General features: G+C 44.8%; 23 protein-coding genes. 19 read left to right on the forward strand and 4 right to left on the reverse strand.

Annotation, left to right across the window (positions count from 1 at the left end):
* Nucleotides 1-132: 132 nt before the first annotated feature.
* The 6 genes from tsaE to hflX all read left to right on the forward strand — a co-directional run bounded on the left by tsaE (nucleotide 133) and on the right by hflX (nucleotide 6756).
* Complete coding sequence (gene tsaE, locus PSI23_RS01210) at nucleotides 133-597, forward strand: tRNA (adenosine(37)-N6)-threonylcarbamoyltransferase complex ATPase subunit type 1 TsaE (protein ID WP_273553350.1); 465 nt, start codon at nucleotides 133-135, stop codon at nucleotides 595-597.
* Entirely contained in the window at nucleotides 594-1949 is a 1356-nt protein-coding gene (gene amiB / locus PSI23_RS01215; RefSeq protein WP_273553351.1) for an N-acetylmuramoyl-L-alanine amidase AmiB, read from the forward strand. Before tsaE ends, amiB begins: the two co-directional genes overlap by 4 nt.
* Before the next feature lie 48 nt (nucleotides 1950-1997).
* The gene (gene mutL / locus PSI23_RS01220) at nucleotides 1998-4034 is read left to right on the forward strand and encodes a DNA mismatch repair endonuclease MutL (RefSeq protein WP_273553352.1); all 2037 of its coding nucleotides are present in this window, start codon (nucleotides 1998-2000) and stop codon (nucleotides 4032-4034) included.
* Nucleotides 4027-4968 carry a tRNA (adenosine(37)-N6)-dimethylallyltransferase MiaA gene (gene miaA / locus PSI23_RS01225; RefSeq protein WP_273553353.1) on the forward strand — a complete coding sequence of 314 codons (942 nt, stop codon included), beginning with the start codon at nucleotides 4027-4029 and terminating at the stop codon, nucleotides 4966-4968. The genes mutL and miaA overlap by 8 nt, the downstream gene beginning before the upstream one ends.
* A gap of 107 nt (nucleotides 4969-5075) precedes the next feature.
* Entirely contained in the window at nucleotides 5076-5378 is a 303-nt protein-coding gene (hfq, locus tag PSI23_RS01230) for an RNA chaperone Hfq (RefSeq protein ID WP_273553354.1), read from the forward strand.
* A gap of 97 nt (nucleotides 5379-5475) precedes the next feature.
* Nucleotides 5476-6756 (forward strand): ribosome rescue GTPase HflX, encoded by a 1281-nt coding sequence (hflX, locus tag PSI23_RS01235; RefSeq protein ID WP_273553355.1) that lies wholly within the window; start codon nucleotides 5476-5478, stop codon nucleotides 6754-6756.
* A 115-nt stretch (nucleotides 6757-6871) separates the two neighbouring features.
* Here hflX and PSI23_RS01240 read toward each other — a convergent pair whose 3' ends face one another.
* The gene (locus PSI23_RS01240; protein ID WP_273553356.1) at nucleotides 6872-7093 is read right to left on the reverse strand and encodes a hypothetical protein; all 222 of its coding nucleotides are present in this window, start codon (nucleotides 7091-7093) and stop codon (nucleotides 6872-6874) included.
* Between the two features lie 40 nt (nucleotides 7094-7133).
* Here PSI23_RS01240 and hflK point away from each other — a divergent pair, with 40 nt between their 5' ends.
* From hflK to cysQ, 12 genes are all read left to right on the forward strand, one after another.
* On the forward strand, nucleotides 7134-8381 hold the full coding sequence (gene hflK / locus PSI23_RS01245) for an FtsH protease activity modulator HflK (protein ID WP_273553357.1): 1248 nt from the start codon (nucleotides 7134-7136) through the stop codon (nucleotides 8379-8381).
* 2 nt (nucleotides 8382-8383) lie between these two features.
* Nucleotides 8384-9382 carry a protease modulator HflC gene (hflC, locus tag PSI23_RS01250; RefSeq protein ID WP_273553358.1) on the forward strand — a complete coding sequence of 333 codons (999 nt, stop codon included), beginning with the start codon at nucleotides 8384-8386 and terminating at the stop codon, nucleotides 9380-9382.
* Between the two features lie 255 nt (nucleotides 9383-9637).
* Nucleotides 9638-10936 (forward strand): adenylosuccinate synthase, encoded by a 1299-nt coding sequence (locus PSI23_RS01255; RefSeq protein ID WP_273553359.1) that lies wholly within the window; start codon nucleotides 9638-9640, stop codon nucleotides 10934-10936.
* 275 nt (nucleotides 10937-11211) lie between these two features.
* A complete protein-coding gene (gene nsrR, locus PSI23_RS01260; RefSeq protein ID WP_273553360.1) occupies nucleotides 11212-11631 on the forward strand; it encodes a nitric oxide-sensing transcriptional repressor NsrR in 420 nt (139 codons plus the stop codon).
* Nucleotides 11632-11675: 44 nt separating this feature from the next.
* A complete protein-coding gene (gene rnr / locus PSI23_RS01265; protein ID WP_273553361.1) occupies nucleotides 11676-14159 on the forward strand; it encodes a ribonuclease R in 2484 nt (827 codons plus the stop codon).
* A gap of 120 nt (nucleotides 14160-14279) precedes the next feature.
* Complete coding sequence (rlmB, locus tag PSI23_RS01270) at nucleotides 14280-15017, forward strand: 23S rRNA (guanosine(2251)-2'-O)-methyltransferase RlmB (protein WP_273553362.1); 738 nt, start codon at nucleotides 14280-14282, stop codon at nucleotides 15015-15017.
* Between the two features lie 194 nt (nucleotides 15018-15211).
* A complete protein-coding gene (rpsF, locus tag PSI23_RS01275; RefSeq protein WP_273553363.1) occupies nucleotides 15212-15610 on the forward strand; it encodes a 30S ribosomal protein S6 in 399 nt (132 codons plus the stop codon).
* Between the two features lie 5 nt (nucleotides 15611-15615).
* Nucleotides 15616-15933: a primosomal replication protein N gene (priB, locus tag PSI23_RS01280; protein WP_273553364.1), complete on the forward strand. Its 318-nt coding sequence runs from the start codon at nucleotides 15616-15618 to the stop codon at nucleotides 15931-15933.
* 4 nt (nucleotides 15934-15937) lie between these two features.
* Nucleotides 15938-16165: a 30S ribosomal protein S18 gene (gene rpsR, locus PSI23_RS01285; protein WP_000135199.1), complete on the forward strand. Its 228-nt coding sequence runs from the start codon at nucleotides 15938-15940 to the stop codon at nucleotides 16163-16165.
* A 38-nt stretch (nucleotides 16166-16203) separates the two neighbouring features.
* Complete coding sequence (gene rplI, locus PSI23_RS01290; protein WP_273553365.1) at nucleotides 16204-16656, forward strand: 50S ribosomal protein L9; 453 nt, start codon at nucleotides 16204-16206, stop codon at nucleotides 16654-16656.
* Nucleotides 16657-16873: 217 nt separating this feature from the next.
* The gene (gene bamJ, locus PSI23_RS01295; protein ID WP_273553366.1) at nucleotides 16874-17494 is read left to right on the forward strand and encodes a BamJ family beta-barrel-assembly machinery protein; all 621 of its coding nucleotides are present in this window, start codon (nucleotides 16874-16876) and stop codon (nucleotides 17492-17494) included.
* A 265-nt stretch (nucleotides 17495-17759) separates the two neighbouring features.
* Nucleotides 17760-18503 (forward strand): 3'(2'),5'-bisphosphate nucleotidase CysQ, encoded by a 744-nt coding sequence (gene cysQ / locus PSI23_RS01300; protein WP_273553446.1) that lies wholly within the window; start codon nucleotides 17760-17762, stop codon nucleotides 18501-18503.
* 118 nt (nucleotides 18504-18621) lie between these two features.
* Here the strand turns inward: cysQ and PSI23_RS01305 are convergent, their stop codons facing one another.
* Entirely contained in the window at nucleotides 18622-19179 is a 558-nt protein-coding gene (locus tag PSI23_RS01305) for a YtfJ family protein (protein ID WP_273553367.1), read from the reverse strand.
* Nucleotides 19180-19506: 327 nt separating this feature from the next.
* On the opposite strand from PSI23_RS01305, the gene PSI23_RS01310 reads away from it, so the two are divergent.
* Nucleotides 19507-19713, forward strand: a complete 207-nt coding sequence (locus PSI23_RS01310; protein ID WP_273553368.1) for a DUF1107 domain-containing protein — start codon at nucleotides 19507-19509, stop codon at nucleotides 19711-19713.
* Nucleotides 19714-19832: 119 nt separating this feature from the next.
* On the opposite strand, the gene paeA is transcribed toward PSI23_RS01310, so the two are convergent.
* Both paeA and msrA read right to left on the reverse strand, forming a co-directional pair.
* Nucleotides 19833-21170 (reverse strand): polyamine export protein PaeA, encoded by a 1338-nt coding sequence (paeA, locus tag PSI23_RS01315; RefSeq protein ID WP_273553369.1) that lies wholly within the window; start codon nucleotides 21168-21170, stop codon nucleotides 19833-19835.
* A 157-nt stretch (nucleotides 21171-21327) separates the two neighbouring features.
* Complete coding sequence (gene msrA, locus PSI23_RS01320; RefSeq protein ID WP_273553370.1) at nucleotides 21328-21975, reverse strand: peptide-methionine (S)-S-oxide reductase MsrA; 648 nt, start codon at nucleotides 21973-21975, stop codon at nucleotides 21328-21330.
* Nucleotides 21976-22055 lie beyond the last annotated feature (80 nt).

Below are 22055 nucleotides of genomic sequence, written 5' to 3' on the forward strand. Positions count from 1 at the left end.
TAGCCGTTACAGCGGTGTAGAAGAGGCTAAATGGTAATGTCTGAATTATGTTATGGCTATTGATTAAGCTATTTAACTGATATGTCTACCTGATTAGTCTTTAATTCAATAAATCAAAATAGATATTTTTCGATGAAAGAACTCGTTTTATCACTTCCAAATGAAGATGCCACAGTCGCATTAGGTAATGCAGTGGCAGCAGTTGGCGATCGCGGCTATGTTATTTATTTATACGGCGATCTTGGCGCGGGGAAAACTACGTTCAGTCGTGGTTTTTTACAAGCTCTCGGCCATCAGGGGCATGTGAAAAGCCCAACTTATACGCTAGTCGAGCCTTATACCTTACAACCACGGCCTGTTTATCATTTCGATCTTTACCGTCTGGCTGATCCTGAAGAGCTGGAATTTATGGGGATCCGTGATTATTTTCATCAGGACTCCATTTGTTTGGTGGAGTGGCCTCAGCAGGGGGCGGGTGTTTTGCCTGATGCTGATATTGAGTTGCACTTGAGTTATGACAGTGAAGGGCGACAGGCTCGTTTTGTTGCGTTATCTGAATATGGTGAAAGTCTGTTGGATAATTTGAAGTCCTTATGAAGGAATACCCGGCCATGATGAATGCCTTTTTCGTGAATATTTTCGTGAATGTGATAAAAAATTGGCGTGCCCGTTGGGTGATGGCCTGTGTTTTGTTTTTCATGTTGAACCAGTTGGTCATGACAGCAGCAGCGGCTACGTTGTCGAATATTCATGTGAATAATGGTCGATCCGAGACCGTAGTGACGTTGGAATTCGTTGGCGGGTATCCTGATTATCGATTTTTTCCTTTGCATTCTCCTGAACGAGTGGTGGTGGACATTCGCCAAGCCAGTAAAATTTTTGGGTTGCCGATGCGTTTATCTGATCAGAATCTGGTAAAACTTGTACGTTCCAGCCAGTCACCTGATGCACATCATCAGCGGGTGGTGCTGGAGTTGGCACATAAGTCCACAGCCACTTCCACGGTGAAACATGTTGGTAATAAATCGCAAGTAGTGATGACACTGAAAGCCAATGGAGCAGGGATAAATTCATTTGTATCCAATAAACACGTCTCACAAAGTGAAAGTAAGCGGTTACTTACAAACAATGCGTCAATGACGGGAAAAGAAATAGGAAAAGAAACTAAGCCAGTATCTAATCACCGTGAGCAAGATGCAAAAAAGCAGGTGACTCAAGCTGCGAAAGAAAGAGGACCTCGTACGGTTGTTATCGCCATTGATGCGGGGCATGGTGGACAAGATCCTGGTGCGATTGGGCAACGAGGGCTGAGAGAGAAAAACGTCACTAGTAGTGTTGCCCGTAAATTGGAAGCCCTTTTGCGCAATGATCCCATGTTTACGCCTGTATTGACGCGCAATGGCGATTATTTTGTCTCTGTGGCTGGGCGCTCTGAAGTTGCCCGTAAGCATAAAGCCAATATGCTGGTCTCGATTCATGCAGATGCAGCTCCCAACCGCAGCGCCAGAGGTGCTTCTGTTTGGGTGCTCTCTAACCGTCGTGCAAACAGTGAATTAGGGACTTGGCTGGAGAAACATGAGAAACAATCGGAGTTATTGGGAGGTGCGGGAAATGCCCTCGCCAATGGAACTGATCCGTATCTGAGTCAGGCGGTATTGGATTTGCAATTTGGGCATTCTCAGCGGGTTGGCTATGACGTTGCCATGCAAGTCTTAAACCAGTTATCCAAAATTGGTTCCCTGCATAAGCGTACGCCAGAACACGCAAGCCTTGGCGTATTGCGCTCGCCAGATATCCCGTCCATTTTAGTCGAAACGGGTTTTATCAGTAATTTGTCTGAAGAAGGGTTATTGGGTTCCAATCAGTATCAGGAAAAATTGGCACAAGCCATCCATTTGGGGCTACGTCACTATTTTCTGGCTAACCCATTACAGGCAGCGCCGAGATAAATAGGCTGTGCCAAAGTAACCAATATATGTCTGTCAAAAAGGTTAAATATGGCTATCAAGATATTACCCCCACAATTGGCAAACCAGATTGCTGCCGGTGAAGTGGTTGAACGCCCTGCTTCTGTAGTGAAAGAATTGGTGGAAAATAGCCTTGATGCCGGTGCAACCCGCATTGACATTGATATTGAACGGGGCGGCGCAAAGCTGATTCGAATCCGCGATAATGGCTGTGGCATTAGCCAGCAGGATTTGACTCTGGCATTAGCGCGCCATGCAACCAGTAAAATAGCTTCATTGGATGATTTGGAAGCGATTGTCAGTATGGGGTTTCGTGGGGAGGCTCTGGCTAGTATCAGCTCTGTTTCAAGGCTGACATTAACTTCCCGCCCTGAAAGCCAGACAGAAGCGTGGCAATCTTATGCAGAAGGCCGTGATATGGAAATCACGGTGAAACCTGCCGCTCATCCTGTTGGGACAACGGTTGAAGTGTTGGATCTGTTTTATAACACACCTGCCCGCCGAAAATTTCTGAGAACGGAAAAAACGGAATTTGGTCATATTGATGAAGTGGTGCGCCGGATAGCTCTGGCACGGTTGGATATCGCCATCAATCTGAATCACAATGGAAAATTGGTGCGTCAGTATCGTCCTGCTAAAGATGAGTCTCAGCATGAACGACGTTTGGCAGCCATTTGTGGGGCAGCGTTTGTACAGCAGGCGTTGGCGTTGTCATGGCAGCATGATTCCTTGTCCATTAAGGGCTGGATTGCTGATCCTGTGAATGCCACGGCAGTAAGCGATATTCAATATTGCTATGTTAATGGACGCATGATGCGGGATCGTCTGATTAATCATGCGATTCGTCAAGCTTATCAGGACTTGATTCAGGGTGAACAACAGCCTGCTTATGTTTTGTATCTCGAAATCGATCCGCACCAAGTGGATGTCAATGTGCATCCAGCTAAACATGAAGTGCGTTTCCATCAGGCTCGCTTGGTACATGATTTTATTTACCAAGGAGTGGCTGCGGTACTAAAACAACGCGGAGCGGGGGATGAGTTGGAGCTTGGCTGTCAAGAGACTGCTGCGAGCTGGGTGCCGGAAAACCGTCCTTCTGCGGGAGAAAACCATTTTCTCCGCAATCGTGTAGTGCAGGCAGAGGCGGCATCTTCACGACATCATGATGGCAGTAAGAATCAAGATGGCAATAAAAACCATAATAGCGAAAAGCTGTCGACCGGAGAACGCCAACATTCAGGCAGTGGCACACAGCACACGCATCATGGGGAAAACTATCAGAAAAAGCAGGGTGAGTTGTACCAGAAGTTGATGCAGTCCTCACCGGAAGAAAAACGTCCGTTATTTCCAGAGAAAGGGAAACGGGAAAGCACTCTTCTGGGAAAAGATATACCCAAATCGGGAAGAATTTATCCGTCACCGAGCGCGCCGACTGCCAATCCGGTATCTGTCCTTACTACATCTGTCCTTACTACATCTGTCCATACTACATCAGTGCAAGCAGGGCAGGGAAAATACAGTTTCGGAAAAGTATTGTGTATCTATGCAGGTTGTTATGCCTTGATCGAATCCCCATTGGAAATTGGGCTGCTTTCTCTGCCAGTGGCTGAACGCTGGTTGAAACAGGCACAACTGACTCCGGGGGAACAAGGGCTAAAATCCCAGCCGCTATTGATCCCTCTGAAACTTGCTCTCAATCAGTCAGAAATGAATGTCTTGAAGCAGAATAGTGACCTGTTAAAGACTTTTGGCATTGAATCGACAGTCGCGCATGGAAAAGTAACCATTCATGCGGTATCGTTGCCTCTGCGCCAACAGAACCTGCCGAAACTCTTGCCGGAGCTGTTGGGCTATCTCGGGGAACAACCAACGGCTTCTGCTGAGCAGGTTGCTGTTTGGCTTTCCCGTCACGTGGGTAGCGAGCATGAAATGTGGAACATCGCGCAAGCCGTTCAGCTTTTGGCTGATGTCGAGCGTCTTTGCCCTCAACTGGTGGGATCGCCACCGGATGGGTTATTACAGTTAATTGATCTACAAGCAGTGGTGGCACTTCTTAATCATGAGTGATTTAAAAACTCAACATCTGCCGACAGCCATTTTTATCATGGGACCGACGGCCTCCGGGAAAACGGCATTATCGATCGCCTTGCGCCAGCATCTTCCGGTTGAATTAATCAGCGTTGACTCTGCGTTGATTTATCGTGGAATGGATATTGGGACTGCAAAACCTTCCGCAGAAGAGCAGGCACTGGCACCTCATCGTTTGATCGATGTTCTTGATCCTGCCGAAGTTTATTCTGCGGCTGATTTTCGCCGTGATGCATTGCAAGAAATGGCAGAAATTACAGCTGCTGGGAGAATTCCACTCCTGGTTGGTGGAACCATGCTATATTTCAAAGCATTGCTGGAAGGATTATCGCCTTTGCCTTCTGCAGATCTAGAAATTAGGACTCAGATTGAGCAGCAGGCGGCGGAACTTGGGTGGGATGCATTGCATCGGCAATTACAGGAAATTGATCCGGTTTCTGCTGCAAGAATTCACCCTAATGATCCACAACGTCTTACTCGTGCACTGGAAGTTTTTCGGATTTCGGGTAAAACTTTAACTGAATTGACTGAAACATCTGGGGAAGTGCTGCCTTATAGGGTTCATCAATTTGCGATCGCGCCAGCAAATCGTGAAATTTTGCATCAGCGCATCGCAGCTCGTTTTGAACAAATGATCAAATCAAGGTTTGAAGATGAAGTGAAAGCGCTTTATGCTCGTAAGGATTTGCATACAGATTTACCCTCCATTCGTTGTGTTGGTTATCGTCAGATGTGGTCTTATCTTGCGGGCGAAATATCTCATGATGAGATGGTTTATCGTGGTATCTGTGCGACACGCCAATTGGCGAAGCGTCAGATTACATGGCTCAGAGGTTGGAGCAATGTGACCTGGTTGGATAGCGACCAACCTAAACAAGCCCTAAATACAGTCATGAAGGTTATTAGTACATAAATTCATTGATTGTGTACAATTGATCAGTACAAAGTATCATTTTTGAGTAGTTACTTTTTCGAACCAATCGGTTCTTAGTTAAAAACAAAATATAAGGAAAATATAGAATGGCTAAGGGGCAATCTTTGCAAGATCCATTCCTGAACGCGTTACGGCGTGAAAGGGTCCCGGTTTCTATTTATTTGGTCAACGGCATCAAATTGCAGGGTCAGATTGAATCTTTTGACCAATTTGTTATTTTACTGAAAAACACGGTTAGCCAGATGGTTTATAAACACGCCATCTCGACTGTTGTGCCTTCCCGTCCGGTATCTCATCATGGTAACAACCAGAGTGCACCGACTGGAGTTGGAAATTATCATGCTGGCACTAGCACAGCAGCACAACAGGAAAGTGATGGCGCTGAGTAAATCAGCGACCGTGCCTGACGTAAATAAAACATAGGTAGGGAGACTTTACCTATGTTTTTTCTTATTGGGTTTTTACTTAGCCTGAGGGGTTGCACCGTTGTTTGATCGTTATGAAGGCGGAGAGTTAGCCGTTCTGGTGCATGTTTTCTTCTCACAGGAAAAAGATACGGAAAATCTCAGTGAATTTGAGTCATTGGTGACTTCCGCAAATGTTTCTCCTGTGCAGATTGTAACGGGAAGCCGGAAGGCGCCTCATCCGAAATATTTCGTCGGAGAGGGCAAGGCAGAGGAAATTGCTGAAGCTGTCAAAAACAGTGGTGCAGATGTGGTGTTGTTTAACCATGCCCTTAGCCCTGCTCAGGAACGTAATCTTGAGCGCTTGTGCCAATGCCGTGTTGTTGATCGCACGGGAGTGATTCTGGATATTTTTGCCCAGCGGGCAAGAACGCACGAAGGCAAGTTACAAGTCGAATTGGCACAATTGCGTCACCTGTCCACCCGTCTGATTCGGGGCTGGACTCACCTTGAACGCCAAAAAGGGGGAATCGGGCTGCGTGGGCCTGGAGAAACCCAGTTAGAAAGTGACCGCCGTATGTTGCGTGACAAAATCAAGCAGATTTTGGGACGTCTCAACAAAGTAGAGAAACAGCGTGAACAGGGACGTCAGGCACGCAATAAAGCCGATATCCCAACAGTTTCTCTTGTCGGTTACACTAATGCGGGGAAATCCAGTCTATTTAATAAAATAACTTCAGCTGAAGTTTATGCGGCTGACCAGCTTTTTGCTACCCTAGATCCGACCCTGCGCCGGATAGATGTGAATGATGTCGGTACTGTTGTTCTGGCTGATACAGTAGGTTTTATCCGCCATTTGCCCCATGATTTGGTGGCGGCGTTTAAGGCGACTTTACAGGAAACCCGGCAGGCGAGATTGTTGCTGCATGTTGTTGATGCGGTAGATAATCGTCTTGATGAAAACATTATTGCTGTTGACAGTGTCCTTGAAGAGATTGAATCTCACGAGATCCCTTCGTTACTGGTGATGAATAAAATCGATATGTTGGAAGATTTTATTCCCCGCATTGATCGTGATGAAGAAAATCGTCCGATCAGAGTGTGGTTATCTGCACAAACCGGTGCAGGTATTCCTCTGTTATTGCAAGCGTTGACCGAGCTTCTTTCAGGTGAAATAGCGCACTATAAATTGCATCTCCCACCTGAAACAGGGCGCCTGCGCAGCCGTTTTTATCAGCTTCAGGCCATTGAGCGTGAATGGATGGAAGACGATGGTCAGGTTGGTGTTGAAGTCAGAATGCCAATGGTTGATTGGTGTCGTTTGTGTAAACAAGAACCTAATTTGCCAGACTATGTTGTCTGATTGATTGGCGCAAGACAACAAACAAGGTATCATTTTATCCGCCATTTCAGGGTAATTATAGTTATGAAGTAACAGATAGTTATGAAGTAACAGATAGCTATGAATTAATAGATAGTTATGGAGTAACAGAGATGAAATGGCGGTGGTGAAATGACTGTGCCAGAATTGCAGTGACAGGATTAGCATTGTCAAAGGTATCACCCAATAATATTGGTTGCTTACAAAAACGATGAAGTTCGTCGTTTCTGCCCACTGAGGCCGCTGTCATACCTGTCAGGGACAGGCAACGGCCTGTGAAGTGGGAAGCCTCACCCACATTTGGGTGGAGAGCAGTCACCTCTGAAAAACCAGTAAAAACTAAAAAGTGGAGCTAAAACATGGCGTGGAATCAGCCCGGTAATAACGGACAGGACCGCGACCCGTGGGGAAGCAGCAATAATAATGGCAGCAACTCCAGCGGCAATAATAAAGGTGGTAGTAACCGCGGGGCAACTGATCTCGACGATCTGTTCCGTAAACTGAGCCAAAAACTCGGTGCTCTCGGTGGAAAAAAAGGTGGGAATGGTTCTGAGCAGAACTCTAAACTTGGCGGGCGTCTTATTGGTCTTGCCGTTGCTGCTGCAGTTGTTGTTTGGGTTGTAAGTGGTTTCTATACGATTAAAGAAACAGAACGTGGCGTAGTTACTCGATTGGGTAAAATCAGTCACGTTGTTCAGCCTGGCTTGAACTGGAAAATGACGTTTATCGATCGAGTGCGTGCCGTTAACGTCGAATCTGTTCGTGAACTGGCGACAACGGGTACTATGCTGACATCGGATGAAAATGTTGTGCGTGCTGAAATGAACGTTCAGTACCGTGTAGAAAATCCTGCCGCCTATCTCTTCAATGTTACCAACCCCGATAATAGTCTTCGTCAAGCTACAGACAGTGCTGTGCGTGGGGTGGTTGGCAAATACTCAATGGAAAAAATTCTGACAGCAGATCGTTCGATTGTGCGTAATGATACTCAAAAAGTACTGGAAGAAACTATTCGTCCGTACAACATGGGGATCAAGTTGCTGGACGTTAACTTCCAGACAGCACGTCCACCAGAAGAGGTGAAAGCTGCATTTGATGATGTTATTGCCGCCCGCGAAGAAGAGCAAAAAACCATTCGTGAAGCAGAGGCTTATAAAAACTCTGTTCTACCAATCGCTAATGGTGATGCTCAGCGTATCATTGAAGAAGCCAGAGCTTATAAAACGAGTGTGGTCTTGAATGCACAGGGTGAAGTGGCAAGTTTTGCCAAAATTCTACCTGAATATAAAACAGCACCAGAAATTACCCGTGAGCGTCTTTACATTGAAACAATGGAGCGTGTTCTGAGCCATACCCGTAAAGTTATTGCAAACGAAAAGAGCAACAACATGCTGGTGCTGCCATTGGATCAAGTTCTGCGTAGCCAATCTGAAGCACCAAAACTTCAGCAAAATCATAATGTAATGTCAGAAAAGAGTAATGCGACACATTCTACATCGACACAAGGGCACTCAAGTTATAGCAATTCCGGTTATGACAGTTCTAGCTATGGTAATTCAGGTTCAAACAACCTGCGTACTGAGACGCCAAGACAAGGGAGACCATAATCATGCGTAAGTCGTTCGTCTTTGTTATTGCCGCCATATTGGTTGTGCTGTATTCGTCGATATTTATCATATATGAAGGTCAGCGTGGCATTGTGATGCGTTTTAGCAAAGTTGTGCGTGACTCTGAAAATAAGCCAGTGGTTTATCAGCCTGGTCCGCATTTCAAAATTCCATTTATTGAAACTGTTAAAAGGCTCGATGCTCGTATCCAGACTATGGATATCAAGGCTGACCGTTTCCTGACAAGCGAAAATAAAGACCTGATCGTTGACTCTTATCTGAAGTGGCGGATTAAAGATTTCAGTCGCTATTATCTGGCAACAGGTACTGGAGAAATTTCTCAGGCGGAATTGCTATTGAAACGTAAATTCAGTGACCGCTTGCGTTCTGAGATTGGTCGAGTGGATGTGCGTGGCATCGTAACAGATTCTCGCGGTCGTTTGACAACAGATGTACGTGATGCGTTGAACATGGGAACAAGTGAGGATGACTCTGTAGCAGACAATGAGCTTGCTTCTGCCGCGGCGCGTGTTGAGAAAGAAACGAAAGGCAAACAACCAGTCCTGAATCCGAATAGTATGGCGGCATTGGGGATTGAAGTGGTTGACGTTCGCATCAAGCAAATTAACTTGCCAGATGAAGTCTCAGACGCAATTTATCAGCGTATGCGTGCAGAACGTGAAGCTGTAGCGCGTCGTCATCGTTCACAAGGTCAGGAAGAAGCTGAAAAAGTCCGTGCAGATGCCGATAAGAGCGCAACTGAAATCAAGGCAAGAGCAAAGAGTCAGGCATTGGTTTTACGCGGTGAAGGTGATGCAGAAGCAACCAAGTTGTTTGCTGATTCATTTAGCAAAGATCCTGAGTTCTACGCATTTATCCGTAGCTTGCGTGCTTACGAGAATAGCTTCAAGAATAATGATGTGATGGTACTCAGTCCAGATAACGATTTCTTCCGTTATATGAAAGCGCCATCTAAGCAGCCTTATCATGCGAATAATTAAGTGGTTTTGACAGGCAAATAGCCTTTAGTCACGTTAATTGATAAAAATAAATCTACAGCGGCCAGTGTGTCTGGTCGTCTCCTAAGCCACTGTAAAAAAGCATATAGTGGCTTTTTTGTATACTTTTCCATTCCCAATATCTACTTGGCAGCTCGTTTATATGACTAAACGAAATAACAGAAGTGACAAAAAATACTGAAAGGTGCTAAATGAGATGGTAGAATCCATTTTTAAGCAACCGAGTGAACTTTTGAAATGGGTAAGAACGTTGTCGTATTGGGCACCCAATGGGGTGACGAGGGCAAGGGTAAAATCGTCGACTTGCTGACTGAACGAGCTAAATACGTAGTTCGTTATCAAGGGGGCCACAACGCGGGCCATACACTAGTCATCAACGGTGAAAAAACCGTTCTCCACTTAATCCCATCTGGGATCTTACGTGAAAATGTCATTAGCATTATCGCAAATGGGGTCGTTTTAGCACCAGATGCTTTGATGAAAGAGATGAAAGAGCTTGAATCACGTGGGGTTCCTGTACGTGAACGCCTGCTTATTTCTGAAGCTTGTCCGCTGATCCTGCCTTACCATGTTGCATTGGATAACGCCCGCGAAAAAGCGCGTGGTGCCAAGGCGATTGGTACAACAGGCCGTGGTATCGGCCCTGCATATGAAGATAAAGTCGCACGTCGTGGTCTGCGTGTCGGCGATCTGTTTGATAAAGAAGCTTTCGCTGTCAAACTAAAAGAAATCATCGATTACCACAACTTCCAATTAGTTAATTACTACAAAGAACCTGCTATTGATTACCAGAAAGCATTGGATGACATTTTGGCTGTTGCCGATATCCTGACTGGCATGGTAGTTGACGTTTCTGACCTGCTCTATAAAGCAACTCAGAAAGGTGAGCTGGTAATGTTCGAAGGTGCACAGGGTACTCTGCTGGATATCGACCACGGTACCTATCCTTATGTGACTTCTTCTAATACTACTGCGGGTGGTGTTGCAACGGGTTCCGGTCTGGGTCCACGTTACGTTGACTACGTATTGGGAATCATCAAAGCCTACTCCACCCGTGTTGGTGCTGGCCCATTCCCGACTGAGCTGTTTGATGAAACAGGTGAATACCTGCGTGAGAAAGGTCAGGAATTTGGTGCAACCACAGGCCGTAGTCGTCGTACTGGTTGGTTGGATATCGTTGCTATCCGTCGAGCGATCCAAATCAACTCTCTGTCTGGCTTCTGCATGACTAAATTGGATGTGTTGGATGGCCTGAAAGAAGTGAAAATCTGCGTTGGCTACCGTCAGGCTGATGGCTCTGTTATTGACACGACGCCACTGGCAGCAGAGAACTGGGAAGGTCTTGAAGCAGTTTATGAAACTCTGCCAGGTTGGGATGAAAGCACTTTTGGTGTGAAAGATCACAGCCAATTGCCACAAGCAGCATTGGATTACATCAAACGTGTAGAAGAGCTGACCGACGTTCCTGTTGATATTATTTCTACAGGCCCAGATCGTGCAGAAACCATGATCCTGCGTGATCCATTTGATGCTTAATTGATAATTTAATCTTTTAAGTATACATAACCGGGCTTAATGCCCGGTTTTTGTTTTTAGGAAATAGCCTTGGCTTGCCTGAGGTATTTTTATTTTTTTAGTTATTAAAGCTTTTTAGTTATTAAAGCAAAGTAATAAGAGATAAATAAGCGGGTCTCCTATTTTGCTTAATTTTTAAAATACCCACATAATGATGAGTAACTAACGAAAACCAATAAACATATATTTTTTGGTTCCAAATAAATTCCGTTATATTCAGTCTCCCAGAGGTGAGTGTGCAGTTAACCAGTTTTACCGATTATGGATTACGTGCCTTGATTTATATGGCTTCTTTACCAGAAGGCCAAATGACGAGTATTACAGAGGTTACTGAAGTTTATGGTGTCTCACGTAACCATATGGTAAAGATCATCAATCAACTTAGTCACTTGGGATTGGTGAATGCTGTCAGAGGAAAAAATGGCGGCATCAGTTTAGGTAAACCTGCCAACGAGATCAGAATTGGTGATGTGGTTCGCTCATTGGAACCGCTTTCATTGGTTAACTGTAGTGCCTGTCAAATCACGCCTGCATGTCGCTTAAAATCAGTCTTGAATCAAGCGGTAGAAAATTTTTTGGAAGAGTTGGATAAACATACTTTGGCCGATATGGTCAAAAACAATCGTCCCCTTTATCAATTGCTTTTGATTAAGTGAAGCAAGGGGATAAACAGCTTGCTGATGACAACAGAGGAATGACGATGTCAAAAGATCCTTTTCAGGAACGAGAGGCTGAAAAATACGAATCTCCTATCCCAAGCCGTGAATACATCTTGGATATCATTTCTAAACACACCGCTCCGGTAAGCCGTCAGGAATTAGCACAAGAACTTCAGTTAACCACTCCAGATGCACAAGAAGCATTGCGCCGCCGTTTGCGGGCAATGGAACGCGATGGACAACTGGTTTTTACCCGTCGTCAATGTTACGCGTTGCCAGAGCGGCTGGATTTATTGAAAGGCACAGTGATAGGACACCGTGATGGCTATGGTTTTCTGCGTGTAGAAGGCCACAAAGAAGATTTTTACCTGTCCGCCGAACAGATGAAAATGGCGATCCATGGGGATGTTGTACTGGCGCAGCCTTTGCAACCAGACAGAAAAGGCCGCATTGAAGTACGTATCGTGCGGGTTTTGGAACCCAAATGCAGCCAGATTGTTGGTCGGTACTTTATAGACGCTGGCATGGGGTTTGTCGTCCCTGATGATAGCCGTCTGTGTTTCGATATCTTGATCCCAAAAGAAGCAATCTGCGGAGCGAGAATGGGCAATGTCGTGGTGGTTGAATTAACAAATCGCCCGACTCGCCGCACAAAAGCCATTGGTAAAATTGTTGAAGTACTGGGCGAAACCATGGGAACGAGCATGGCGGTTGAAATTGCGCTGCGTACCCATGAAATTCCACATAGCTGGCCGCCTATGGTAGAAGAACAGGTCGCTGATTTGGATGAAAATGTGCCGGAATCTGCCAAACAAGGCCGTGTAGATTTACGTGAATTACCACTGGTAACAATCGATGGCGAAGATGCCCGTGATTTCGATGATGCGGTACTTTGCGAAAGAAAACGCGGCGGTGGTTGGCGGTTGTGGGTAGCGATTGCGGATGTCAGTTACTATGTTCGCTCGCAAACGGCTTTGGATACAGAAGCACGCAGCCGTGGTAACTCGGTCTATTTCCCGTCCCAAGTTGTACCTATGCTGCCGGAAGTGCTGTCTAATGGATTGTGCTCTCTCAATCCAGAGGTTGATCGCCTGTGTATGGTATGCGAAATGACCGTTTCTGCTCAGGGTAAACTATCTTCCTATAAGTTTTACGAAGCGGTGATGAATTCACATGCTCGTTTGACCTATACAAAAGTTTGGAAGATTTTGCAGGGCGATCAAGAGTTGCGTGATCACTACAAGCCGCTGGTGAAGCATATTGAGCATCTGCATGAACTTTATCAAGCACTGGAGCAGGCACGTGAACAGCGCGGGACCATTTCGTTTGAATCAGAAGAAGCCAAGTTCATCTTTAATGCAGAGCGTCGCATTGATCGCATTGAACCTGTTGTACGCAACGATGCGCATAAACTTATCGAAGAGTGTATGATTTTGGCGAATATCGCGGCCGCTCGCTTTGTTGAAAAACACCATGAACCCGCGTTATATCGTATCCATGATCGACCAAAAGAAGAGAGTATTCTGAACCTGCGTTCGGTTTTCAACGAGTTAGGGTTGAGCTTGTTGGGTGGCATGACGCCAGAACCGAAAGATTATGCGCAATTGATGAAAGAAGTTGCCGACAGGCCGGATCGCGAATTACTGCAAACCATGTTGTTGCGTTCCATGAAGCAGGCGATCTACGAACCGGAAAATCGGGGACACTTTGGTTTGGCATTGCGTTCTTACTCTCACTTTACTTCGCCAATCCGCCGCTACCCTGATTTGGCTCTGCATCGGGCTATCAAGTACTTATTGGCACAAGAAGAGCTGGTACAAAAAGAGCTGGTACAAAAAAATAGTGCTGCGGAGCATCGTTGGACCCCAACTGGGGGTTGGCACAATGACATGGAACACATGTTGCAATTGGGCAACCATTGTTCTATGACCGAGCGTCGTGCTGATGAAGCGACAAGGGATGTGGCAGACTGGCTGAAATGTGATTTCATGCAAGATCAGGTAGGTAATGTTTTCACCGGATTGATTACCAGCGTAACAGGCTTTGGTTTTTTTGTTCGCTTGAATGATCTGTTCATTGACGGCTTGGTGCATGTTTCGAAGTTGGATAACGATTATTACCGATATGATAATGTTGGTCAGCGCTTGATTGGTGAATCTTCCGGGCAAACTTATCGCCTCGGTGATGAGGTGGAGATCCGTGTGGAAGCGGTTCACATGGATGAGCGTAATATCGATTTTGCCTTGCTTTCAACGACTCGTAAAGCGCGTAATCAGGGTAAGACATCCCGTGATAAGGCGAAAAAAGGTACGCCAGAACGTAAAAATGGTAAAAAAGGTCGTGATCATAAAAAATCAGCCAATTTTGAGTCAGATAGCGGTTTCCGTAAAAAGAAAAGTGCGGAAAAGCCTAAAGAGGCTAAGCCAAGTAATTCTAATCAAGGCAAAAAGAAAAAACCGTCAAGTAAAACTAAGAGAATTACGGCAAAACTGAAAGCAAAACGTGCGGAAAAAAGCGCAGAGTAATTATCAGTAAAGATTAGTCCGTAAAAGTTAGTCTATACAATCGTAAATCAGGGCGGATTATACCGCCCACTATTTTTTCAGTATCTTCTAAAATATCAGTAAGTTAGGTGTCAGTCAGTCATGAGTGAAATTATCTACGGTATCCATGCCGTTAAAGCCTTGCTGGAGCGCGATCCACAACGTTTCATGGAAGTTTATGTGTTGAAAGGGCGTGAAGATCGCCGTTTAACGCCATTATTGCAGGAATTGGAAAGTATCGGCATTGCGGTACAAATTGCCAATCGCCAATGGCTGGATGCTCAAACGGAAGGTGCTGTTCATCAAGGAATCATCGCACGAGTCAAACCCGGACGTCAGTATCAGGAAAATGATTTGCCGGATTTGTTATCCCGGTTGGATCGCCCATTCCTGCTGGTACTGGACGGTGTGACCGATCCACATAATCTGGGGGCTTGCTTGCGTACAGCGGATGCTGCGGGGGTTGATGCGGTTATTGTTCCCCGTGATCGTTCTGCACAATTGAATGCGACAGCCAAAAAAGTTGCCTGTGGCGCTGCAGAAAGTGTTCCGCTGATTCGCGTTACTAACCTTGCCCGGACATTGCGTTTACTGCAAGAACACAATATCTGGGTTGTCGGAACTGCCGGTGAAGCCACGCATGCTTTATATGAAAGTAAGCTGACTGGCCCAATGGCTCTGGTGATGGGGGCGGAAGGTGAAGGTATGCGCCGATTGACTCGCGATCATTGTGATGAATTGATCAGTATTCCAATGGCGGGTTCAGTCTCTTCTTTGAACGTATCGGTAGCGACAGGGGTATGCTTGTTTGAAATCGTGCGTCAGAGAAGTGCCCTGTAATTATTTGTCATTTGTCTGCCTCGAATGACTTGAAAGAAGAATAAATGTGTTTTTCTCTACCCGGACCTTGAGTTTTTTTGTGTGTGTGGGTATAGTGACGCGTCAATTTTTCAGCCGTACTAAACACGTTCCTTGCTTCCATGGGCCACGGCTGACCCTGACAGGAGGCTGAATAATCCGTAAGGAGCAATCTAATGCGTCATTACGAAATCGTTTTTATGGTCCATCCAGACCAAAGCGAACAGGTTCCGGGCATGATCGAGCGTTACAGTGCGACTATCACTAACGCGCAAGGTCAGATTCATCGTCTGGAAGACTGGGGTCGTCGTCAACTGGCTTACCCAATCAACAAACTGCACAAGGCTCACTACGTTCTGTTGAACGTTGAAGCGCCACAAGAAGCGATTGATGAGCTGGAAACTAACTTCCGCTTCAACGACGCCGTTATCCGCAGCATGGTTATGCGCGTTAAGCACGCAGTAACTGAAGCATCACCAATGGTTAAGGCTAAAGACGAACGTCGCAGCCGTGATCTGGTCCTGGAAGAAGGCCTGGTTGATGATGCTGATGAAGCTGGGGATTCTGAAGAGTAATTACCGTGACAACCAATCGATTGGTGCTCTCTGGCACAGTGTGCAAGGCACCGATACGAAAAGTCAGTCCATCTGGTATTCCACATTGTCAGTTTGTGCTTGAACATCGTTCACAGCAACAGGAAGCCGGATTCAGCAGGCAGTCATGGTGCAGAATGCCCGTAATTGCCAGCGGACAGTTGTTACAGGAACATACTCACAGTATAACGGTCGGCAGTCGAATAGCCGTTTCAGGATTCATTAATTCCCATCATGGGCGTAATGGTCTTAGCAAACTGGTTCTTCATGCCGAGCAGATTGAATTGATAGATTCTGGAGACTAGCCAAATGGCACGTTATTTCCGTCGTCGCAAGTTCTGCCGCTTTACCGCGGAAGGCGTACAAGAGATCGATTATAAAGATATTGCTACGCTGAAAAACTACATTACCGAAAGTGGTAAAATTGTACCAAGCCGTATTACTGGCACTCGTGCAAAATACCAGCGTCAGCTCGCTCGTGCTATCAAGCGTGCACGCTATCTGTCTCTGTTGCCTTACACTGATCGCCATCAGTAATAGGTTCAGTCCATTAACGACTTTGAGAGGATAAGGTAATGCAAGTTATTCTGCTTGATAAAGTAGCGAACCTGGGTAGCCTGGGTGACCAAGTTAACGTTAAAGCGGGTTATGCCCGTAACTTCTTAGTACCACAGGGCAAAGCTGTTCCTGCAACTAAGAAAAACATCGAATTCTTCGAAGCTCGCCGTGCTGAACTGGAAGCTAAACTGGCTGACGTTCTGACAGTAGCGCAAGCTCGTGCAGAGAAAATCAGTGCATTGGGCGCTGTCACCATCGCTTCTAAAGCGGGTGATGAAGGTAAACTGTTCGGTTCTATCGGTACTCGTGACATCGCTGATGCAGTTACTGCAGCTGGCGTTGAAGTATCTAAGAGCGAAGTTCGCCTGCCTAACGGCGTTCTGCGTACTATTGGTGAGCACGAAGTTCACTTCCAAGTACACAGCGATGTATTCGCACAGTTGAACGTTAACATCGTTCCAGAAGCTTAATCCCTGATTAGCTGAAGAACATGTGACAATAAAAAACGCTGGCATTGCCAGCGTTTTTTATTTATGTCTCAGAAGTATTCCTCAAATATAAGGGCGTGGTAGTAGTTATACGTCAATAATTGGTATCTCACACTATTATTGATCCCTTTCACGCATTTACCCATCTTGGCAGTGCTGTTATGCTTGGGTCTTCACTCATTTAATAACAGGTATTTTCATGACAAAACCTTCTTTTGAGTCTATTGAAGCGCGGGCTAGTTACGGTATTGGTTTGCAGGTTGGTCAACAATTACAGGAATCTGGCTTACAAGGGTTGGAACCAGAAGCACTATTAGCAGGGTTATGTGATGCGTTGGAAAGCCGTTCTCCTGCTATTCCTGTAGAAGAACTGCATCGTGCGCTACGTGAGATACATGAACGTGCTGATAGCGTTCGTCGTGAACGTCAGCAGGTTATGGCGGAAGAAGGCAAAAAATTCCTGGCAGAAAACATTCAGCGTGAAGGTGTAAGCAGCACTGAGTCTGGTCTGCAATTTTCTGTCCTGACACAAGGTGATGGAGCTATTCCTGCCCGTACCGATCGTGTTCGTGTTCATTATACTGGTCGTCTGATTGATGGCACTGTATTTGATAGCTCAGTACAGCGCGGTACACCAGCAGAATTTCCTGTCAGCGGCGTGATCCCGGGGTGGATTGAAGCGTTGACTTTGATGCCAGTAGGTTCTAAGTGGGAACTGTATATCCCTCACAATCTGGCTTACGGTGAGCGTGGCGCAGGTGCGTCTATTCCTCCTTATAGCACGCTGATCTTCGAAGTAGAATTACTGGAAATCTTGTAATTTTTTGATCCGTAATTCTTTGATCTATAATTCTTTGATCTGTAATTATATTGATAATTAAAAAAATAGCCGGTTAGCCGGCTATTTTTTTATGTGTATTTGGGAATGATAGAAGAATAAAGTATTCGCTATTCCAGTAAAAAATGCGCTAAAAATATAGCTTAAAGTGGTATACCCAAAATAGATTTCAATTTGCAATACAGCCAAAAAGGTTGCAATTTGAAAACATGAGGGGATAACTAAACAATGAACGCAGAGGTGTATGATGCTACAACAGATCTGCCAATTGGCACGGGAAGCAGGCGCGGCGATCATGGAGATTTATCAGGCTGAGCAACCGTTGCAAGTAGAACATAAAATGGATGATTCACCTGTTACTGTAGCGGATATTACCGCTCACCAGATCATTAAAGCGGGGTTGTTGCGGATTGCGCCTGATATCCCATTGTTATCAGAAGAAGATCCACCAGCATGGGAAGAACGGAAAAACTGGCAGCGCTATTGGCTGGTTGATCCGTTGGATGGTACGAAAGAGTTTATTCGCCGAAATGGCGAGTTTACCGTCAATATCGCATTGGTAGAAAATGGTGTACCTGTGATGGGCGTTATTTATGTTCCTGTACAGAATGTCTTGTATTTAGGGCAAGGACGTCACGCGTGGAAAGAGATCAATGGTCAGACACTTCCCATTAAAGTGATTCCAGCGAAACCTCCGATCGTGGTAGTCAGCCGTTCTCACAAGGATGATGAGGAGTTAAAAGATTATCTTTCCCAGTTAGGTGTGCACGATACACTTTCGGTCGGGTCTTCACTCAAGTTCTGCATGGTTGCAGAGGGAAAAGCCCAACTTTACCCACGTTTTGGACCGACCAACATCTGGGATACTGGTGCCGGCCATGCCATTGCTATTGCTGCGGGGGCACACGTAACGGATTGGGAAGGGAAAACACTAAATTATACACCACGTGAATCCTTTCTGAATCCAGGCTTCAGGGTCAGTATTTTTTGATATTAAGACGATACTATTACGGTGATAATGTAAGGTGATAATGGTTCACAGCGGGAGAACCATTATCACTGTACGCTCATTAGAATTACCATGATTGAAAATCAGGATCATCTTTAGGTTATTGTTTCAATTCTTCTTTGATTAGGCTGATAACGTGCGTGATTTCTTCGTTACTTAACTTGCCATCTTTGACAAATTTTACGTTACCGTTTTTATCCAGCACAATGATTGCTGAACTTTTGGGTTCCAGTCCCCAAGCTTTTTTAGCCAGTCCGTTACTGTCTACAATAAATTGTGACCACGGGAACTGTTTTTTGCTGTCTTCGAGACTATTGCGAACAAAAATGCTGGTGCCAAAAATAGCATCATCGATATTCACGATGCTGGTTGTTTGATATTTATCCTTGGGTAAATCAGCATTTTTCAATGCTTGAATCAAGGGATTGTTCATTTCTTTTGCGGAGCTACGACCGGCAATATGCTGGATCGTTCTTACTTTACCGGGAAGTTCAGTGCTGCTCCATTTTTGGTAGCTAAATTTACCATTGTTTAGTAATAACTCACCTTTATCCGTCACACTGACTGCGGGAACTTGTTGTTTTAATGTGATATTGTGGGCGAATGCAAATATTGGCGCTAAACTCAATATTGCAGATAATACAATGTTTTTTATCATCTTTATTCCTTATTTATCATGGTGTGGAATGTTATCAGGGAACACCATATTCAGCATAGCGCTTGTTAACAGGGCTGTCCTCAACAAAATAAACAATTTGATAACATTCAGGATGAGATATAAGTAAACAAGGTAAAGTATATAATTTAATGTGCATTAATATCATAGTATTACATAAAGGTAGTGATTGAATCTTGATATTCAGGGGAACAAATTTTTATATATGTAGTCTATACACTGTGCATAACAGTGACATGTCTTCTGATTCATTAGTTATGTGATGCAATAGAATGGTATCGTAAGAAGCATGGGAGGAAAAAAACAGAGATGAAAATCTTTCGCCATTATAACCCACTGAAAATTGCTCTCTACGTAAAAACTCTATTTCGTGGGCGTTTATATATTAAGGACATGGGCGCTTTTGAATTTAATTATGGAAAAATTTTACCCCCGAAGATAAGAGATAAACGTCATTTCCATGTAATGAGTGAAGTTAACCAGCAAGTATTACGCTTACAGACCGAAATGGGGTGATGTTTTTCGACTGCCCATCTACTGATGGGGATGTAGCAAGATCGACAACATACATACCATTAGTATCATAAGCCATTAGTATAATAAACGGCCTTGCGGCCGTTTTTTGATCTTATGCGTTATGTTTGCGCTTCATTTGGTTGTTTGGTGTTGAGATGATTAGGTTGTGTGAGAGTATCGACAACTTTTGTCACCAGCAATTGATCGATTTTATAGTTATCAATATCTACCACTTCAAACTTATAACCACTGAATTTCACATAATCCGTGCGTTTTGGAATTTTTCGCAGGCGGAACATCATAAAGCCAGCGATAGTTTCATAATTACTGGAGTCTGGGAAATCATTGATATTCAGAACCCGCATGACGTCTTCAATTGGTGTGCCACCTTCAACCAGCCACGAATTTTCATCCCGGATGACGATTTGTTCTTCTTGGCCTTGCCCGACTAAGTCTCCCATTAAGGTAGTCATGACGTCATTAAGAGTGATGATCCCCATTACCAAAGCATACTCATTGAGAATAATAGCGAAATCTTCCCCAGCGGCTTTGAAACTTTCCAGTGTATCAGAGAGTGAAAGCGTGTCTGGGATCATCAAAGCGTTGCGGATTTGGACACCATCTTTTAGGTTGAGGTTTTGTCCATTCAAGACATTGTTGAGCAAATCTTTCGAGTCCACATAACCGATAACATGGTCAATGTCACCATCACAAACAAGGAACTTTGAGTGAGGGTGAGTGGAGATTTTTTCTTTGATGCTGTTTTCATCTTCATTCTTGTCAAAATACACCACACTTTCACGGGAAGTCATGGCTGAAGGGACTGTGCGAGACTCCAGTTCGAAAACATTTTCAATTAACTCATGTTCTTGTTTGCGAAGTACGCCAGCAATGGCTCCCGCTTCAACGACAGCGTAAATATCGTCAGATGTAATGTCTTCATTACGTTCCATCGGGATCTTAAAGATTTTGAGGATACAGTCGGCCAGACCATTGAACAACCAAACCAGAGGACGGCAAATTGCCAGACAGAAACGCATTGGATTGACAATTCTCAAGGCAACGGCTTCGGGCTTAATCATGCCAATACGTTTAGGGGTTAAATCAGCAAGCAGGATAAAGGTACTGGTAACGATAGTAAAAGAGCAGATGAATCCTAGTTGGTCTGCCCATTCTGGTCGCATGAATTTTATAAACAGTGCTTTCAAGGCGGGTGAAAAGGCGGATTCTCCCATCACCCCCGCAAGGATTGCTACCGCATTTAGGCCGATTTGAACCACAGTGAAGAACATACCGGGAGTTTCTTGCAGCTTAAGGACATGGGCTGCATTGAGATTCCCTTCATCGGCCATCAGTTTTAATTTTATTCTTCTTGAAGCAGCCAGAGAAATTTCTGATAACGAAAAAAATGCGCTAATAGCACAAAGTAAAAGTATTACTAATAAACTGTTTAACATAAAGTATCCGTGTCTTATCTCCAGCGATAGGGTAGGTTTTATTTGAATAGCACTGGAGGTGAGATGAAAAATTATACAAATAAAAAATATTACGGCGGGATGCCGAAAAATCAATAAGTTTAGCCCAACGATTATAGCATTGGGCTAACTAAATCGGCTAGTTTCTGTGCGTTGGCGGGAAACAGACTCCAGTACCACCTAATCCACAATATCCTTCAGGATTTTTGTAGAGGTATTGCTGGTGATAATCCTCCGCAAAATAGAATGGCCCGGCTTTGCTAATTTCCGTTGTGATAGTGCGTTGATCGCTATTTTGTTCCATCGCTTGCTGGTATTGGTTGCGGCTGGCAATTGCCTGCTCATACTGTTGTGGCGAAACCGTGTAAAGGGCAGAGCGGTATTGGGTACCTATATCACCATGCTGACGCATGCCTTGAGCAGGATCGTGATTTTCCCAGAACAGAGCGAGTAGTTGTGGATAAGTCATTTTAGTTGGATCAAATACGATCCTGACTATTTCTGCATGGCCGGTTAAGCCGGTGCAGACTTCTTCATAAGTTGGATTTGGCGTGACGCCCCCACTATAACCCACAGAGGTGGTGTAAATGCCTTCCTGTTGCCAGAAAAGGCGTTCAACGCCCCAGAAACATCCCATTCCTACATAGGCTATTTCCATATTTTCTGGGATGTTATCTATCGCATGCTTTGTGATGACATGGTAGGGTGATACGGTCAATGGGGTGGCCCTACCAGATAAGACATCCTGTGAAGAAACATGTTGGCTTTCATTGACTGAATTTGGCAAGATTCTCTCCTGTTATTCACGAATTTTATGGTTATGTGCTGCTTGTATATCTTTAAAACTTTACCAGAATTAATTTATTG

The sequence above is a fragment of the Xenorhabdus yunnanensis genome (assembly GCF_028598805.1).
GTDB classification, from domain to species: Bacteria; Pseudomonadota; Gammaproteobacteria; order Enterobacterales; family Enterobacteriaceae; genus Xenorhabdus; species Xenorhabdus yunnanensis.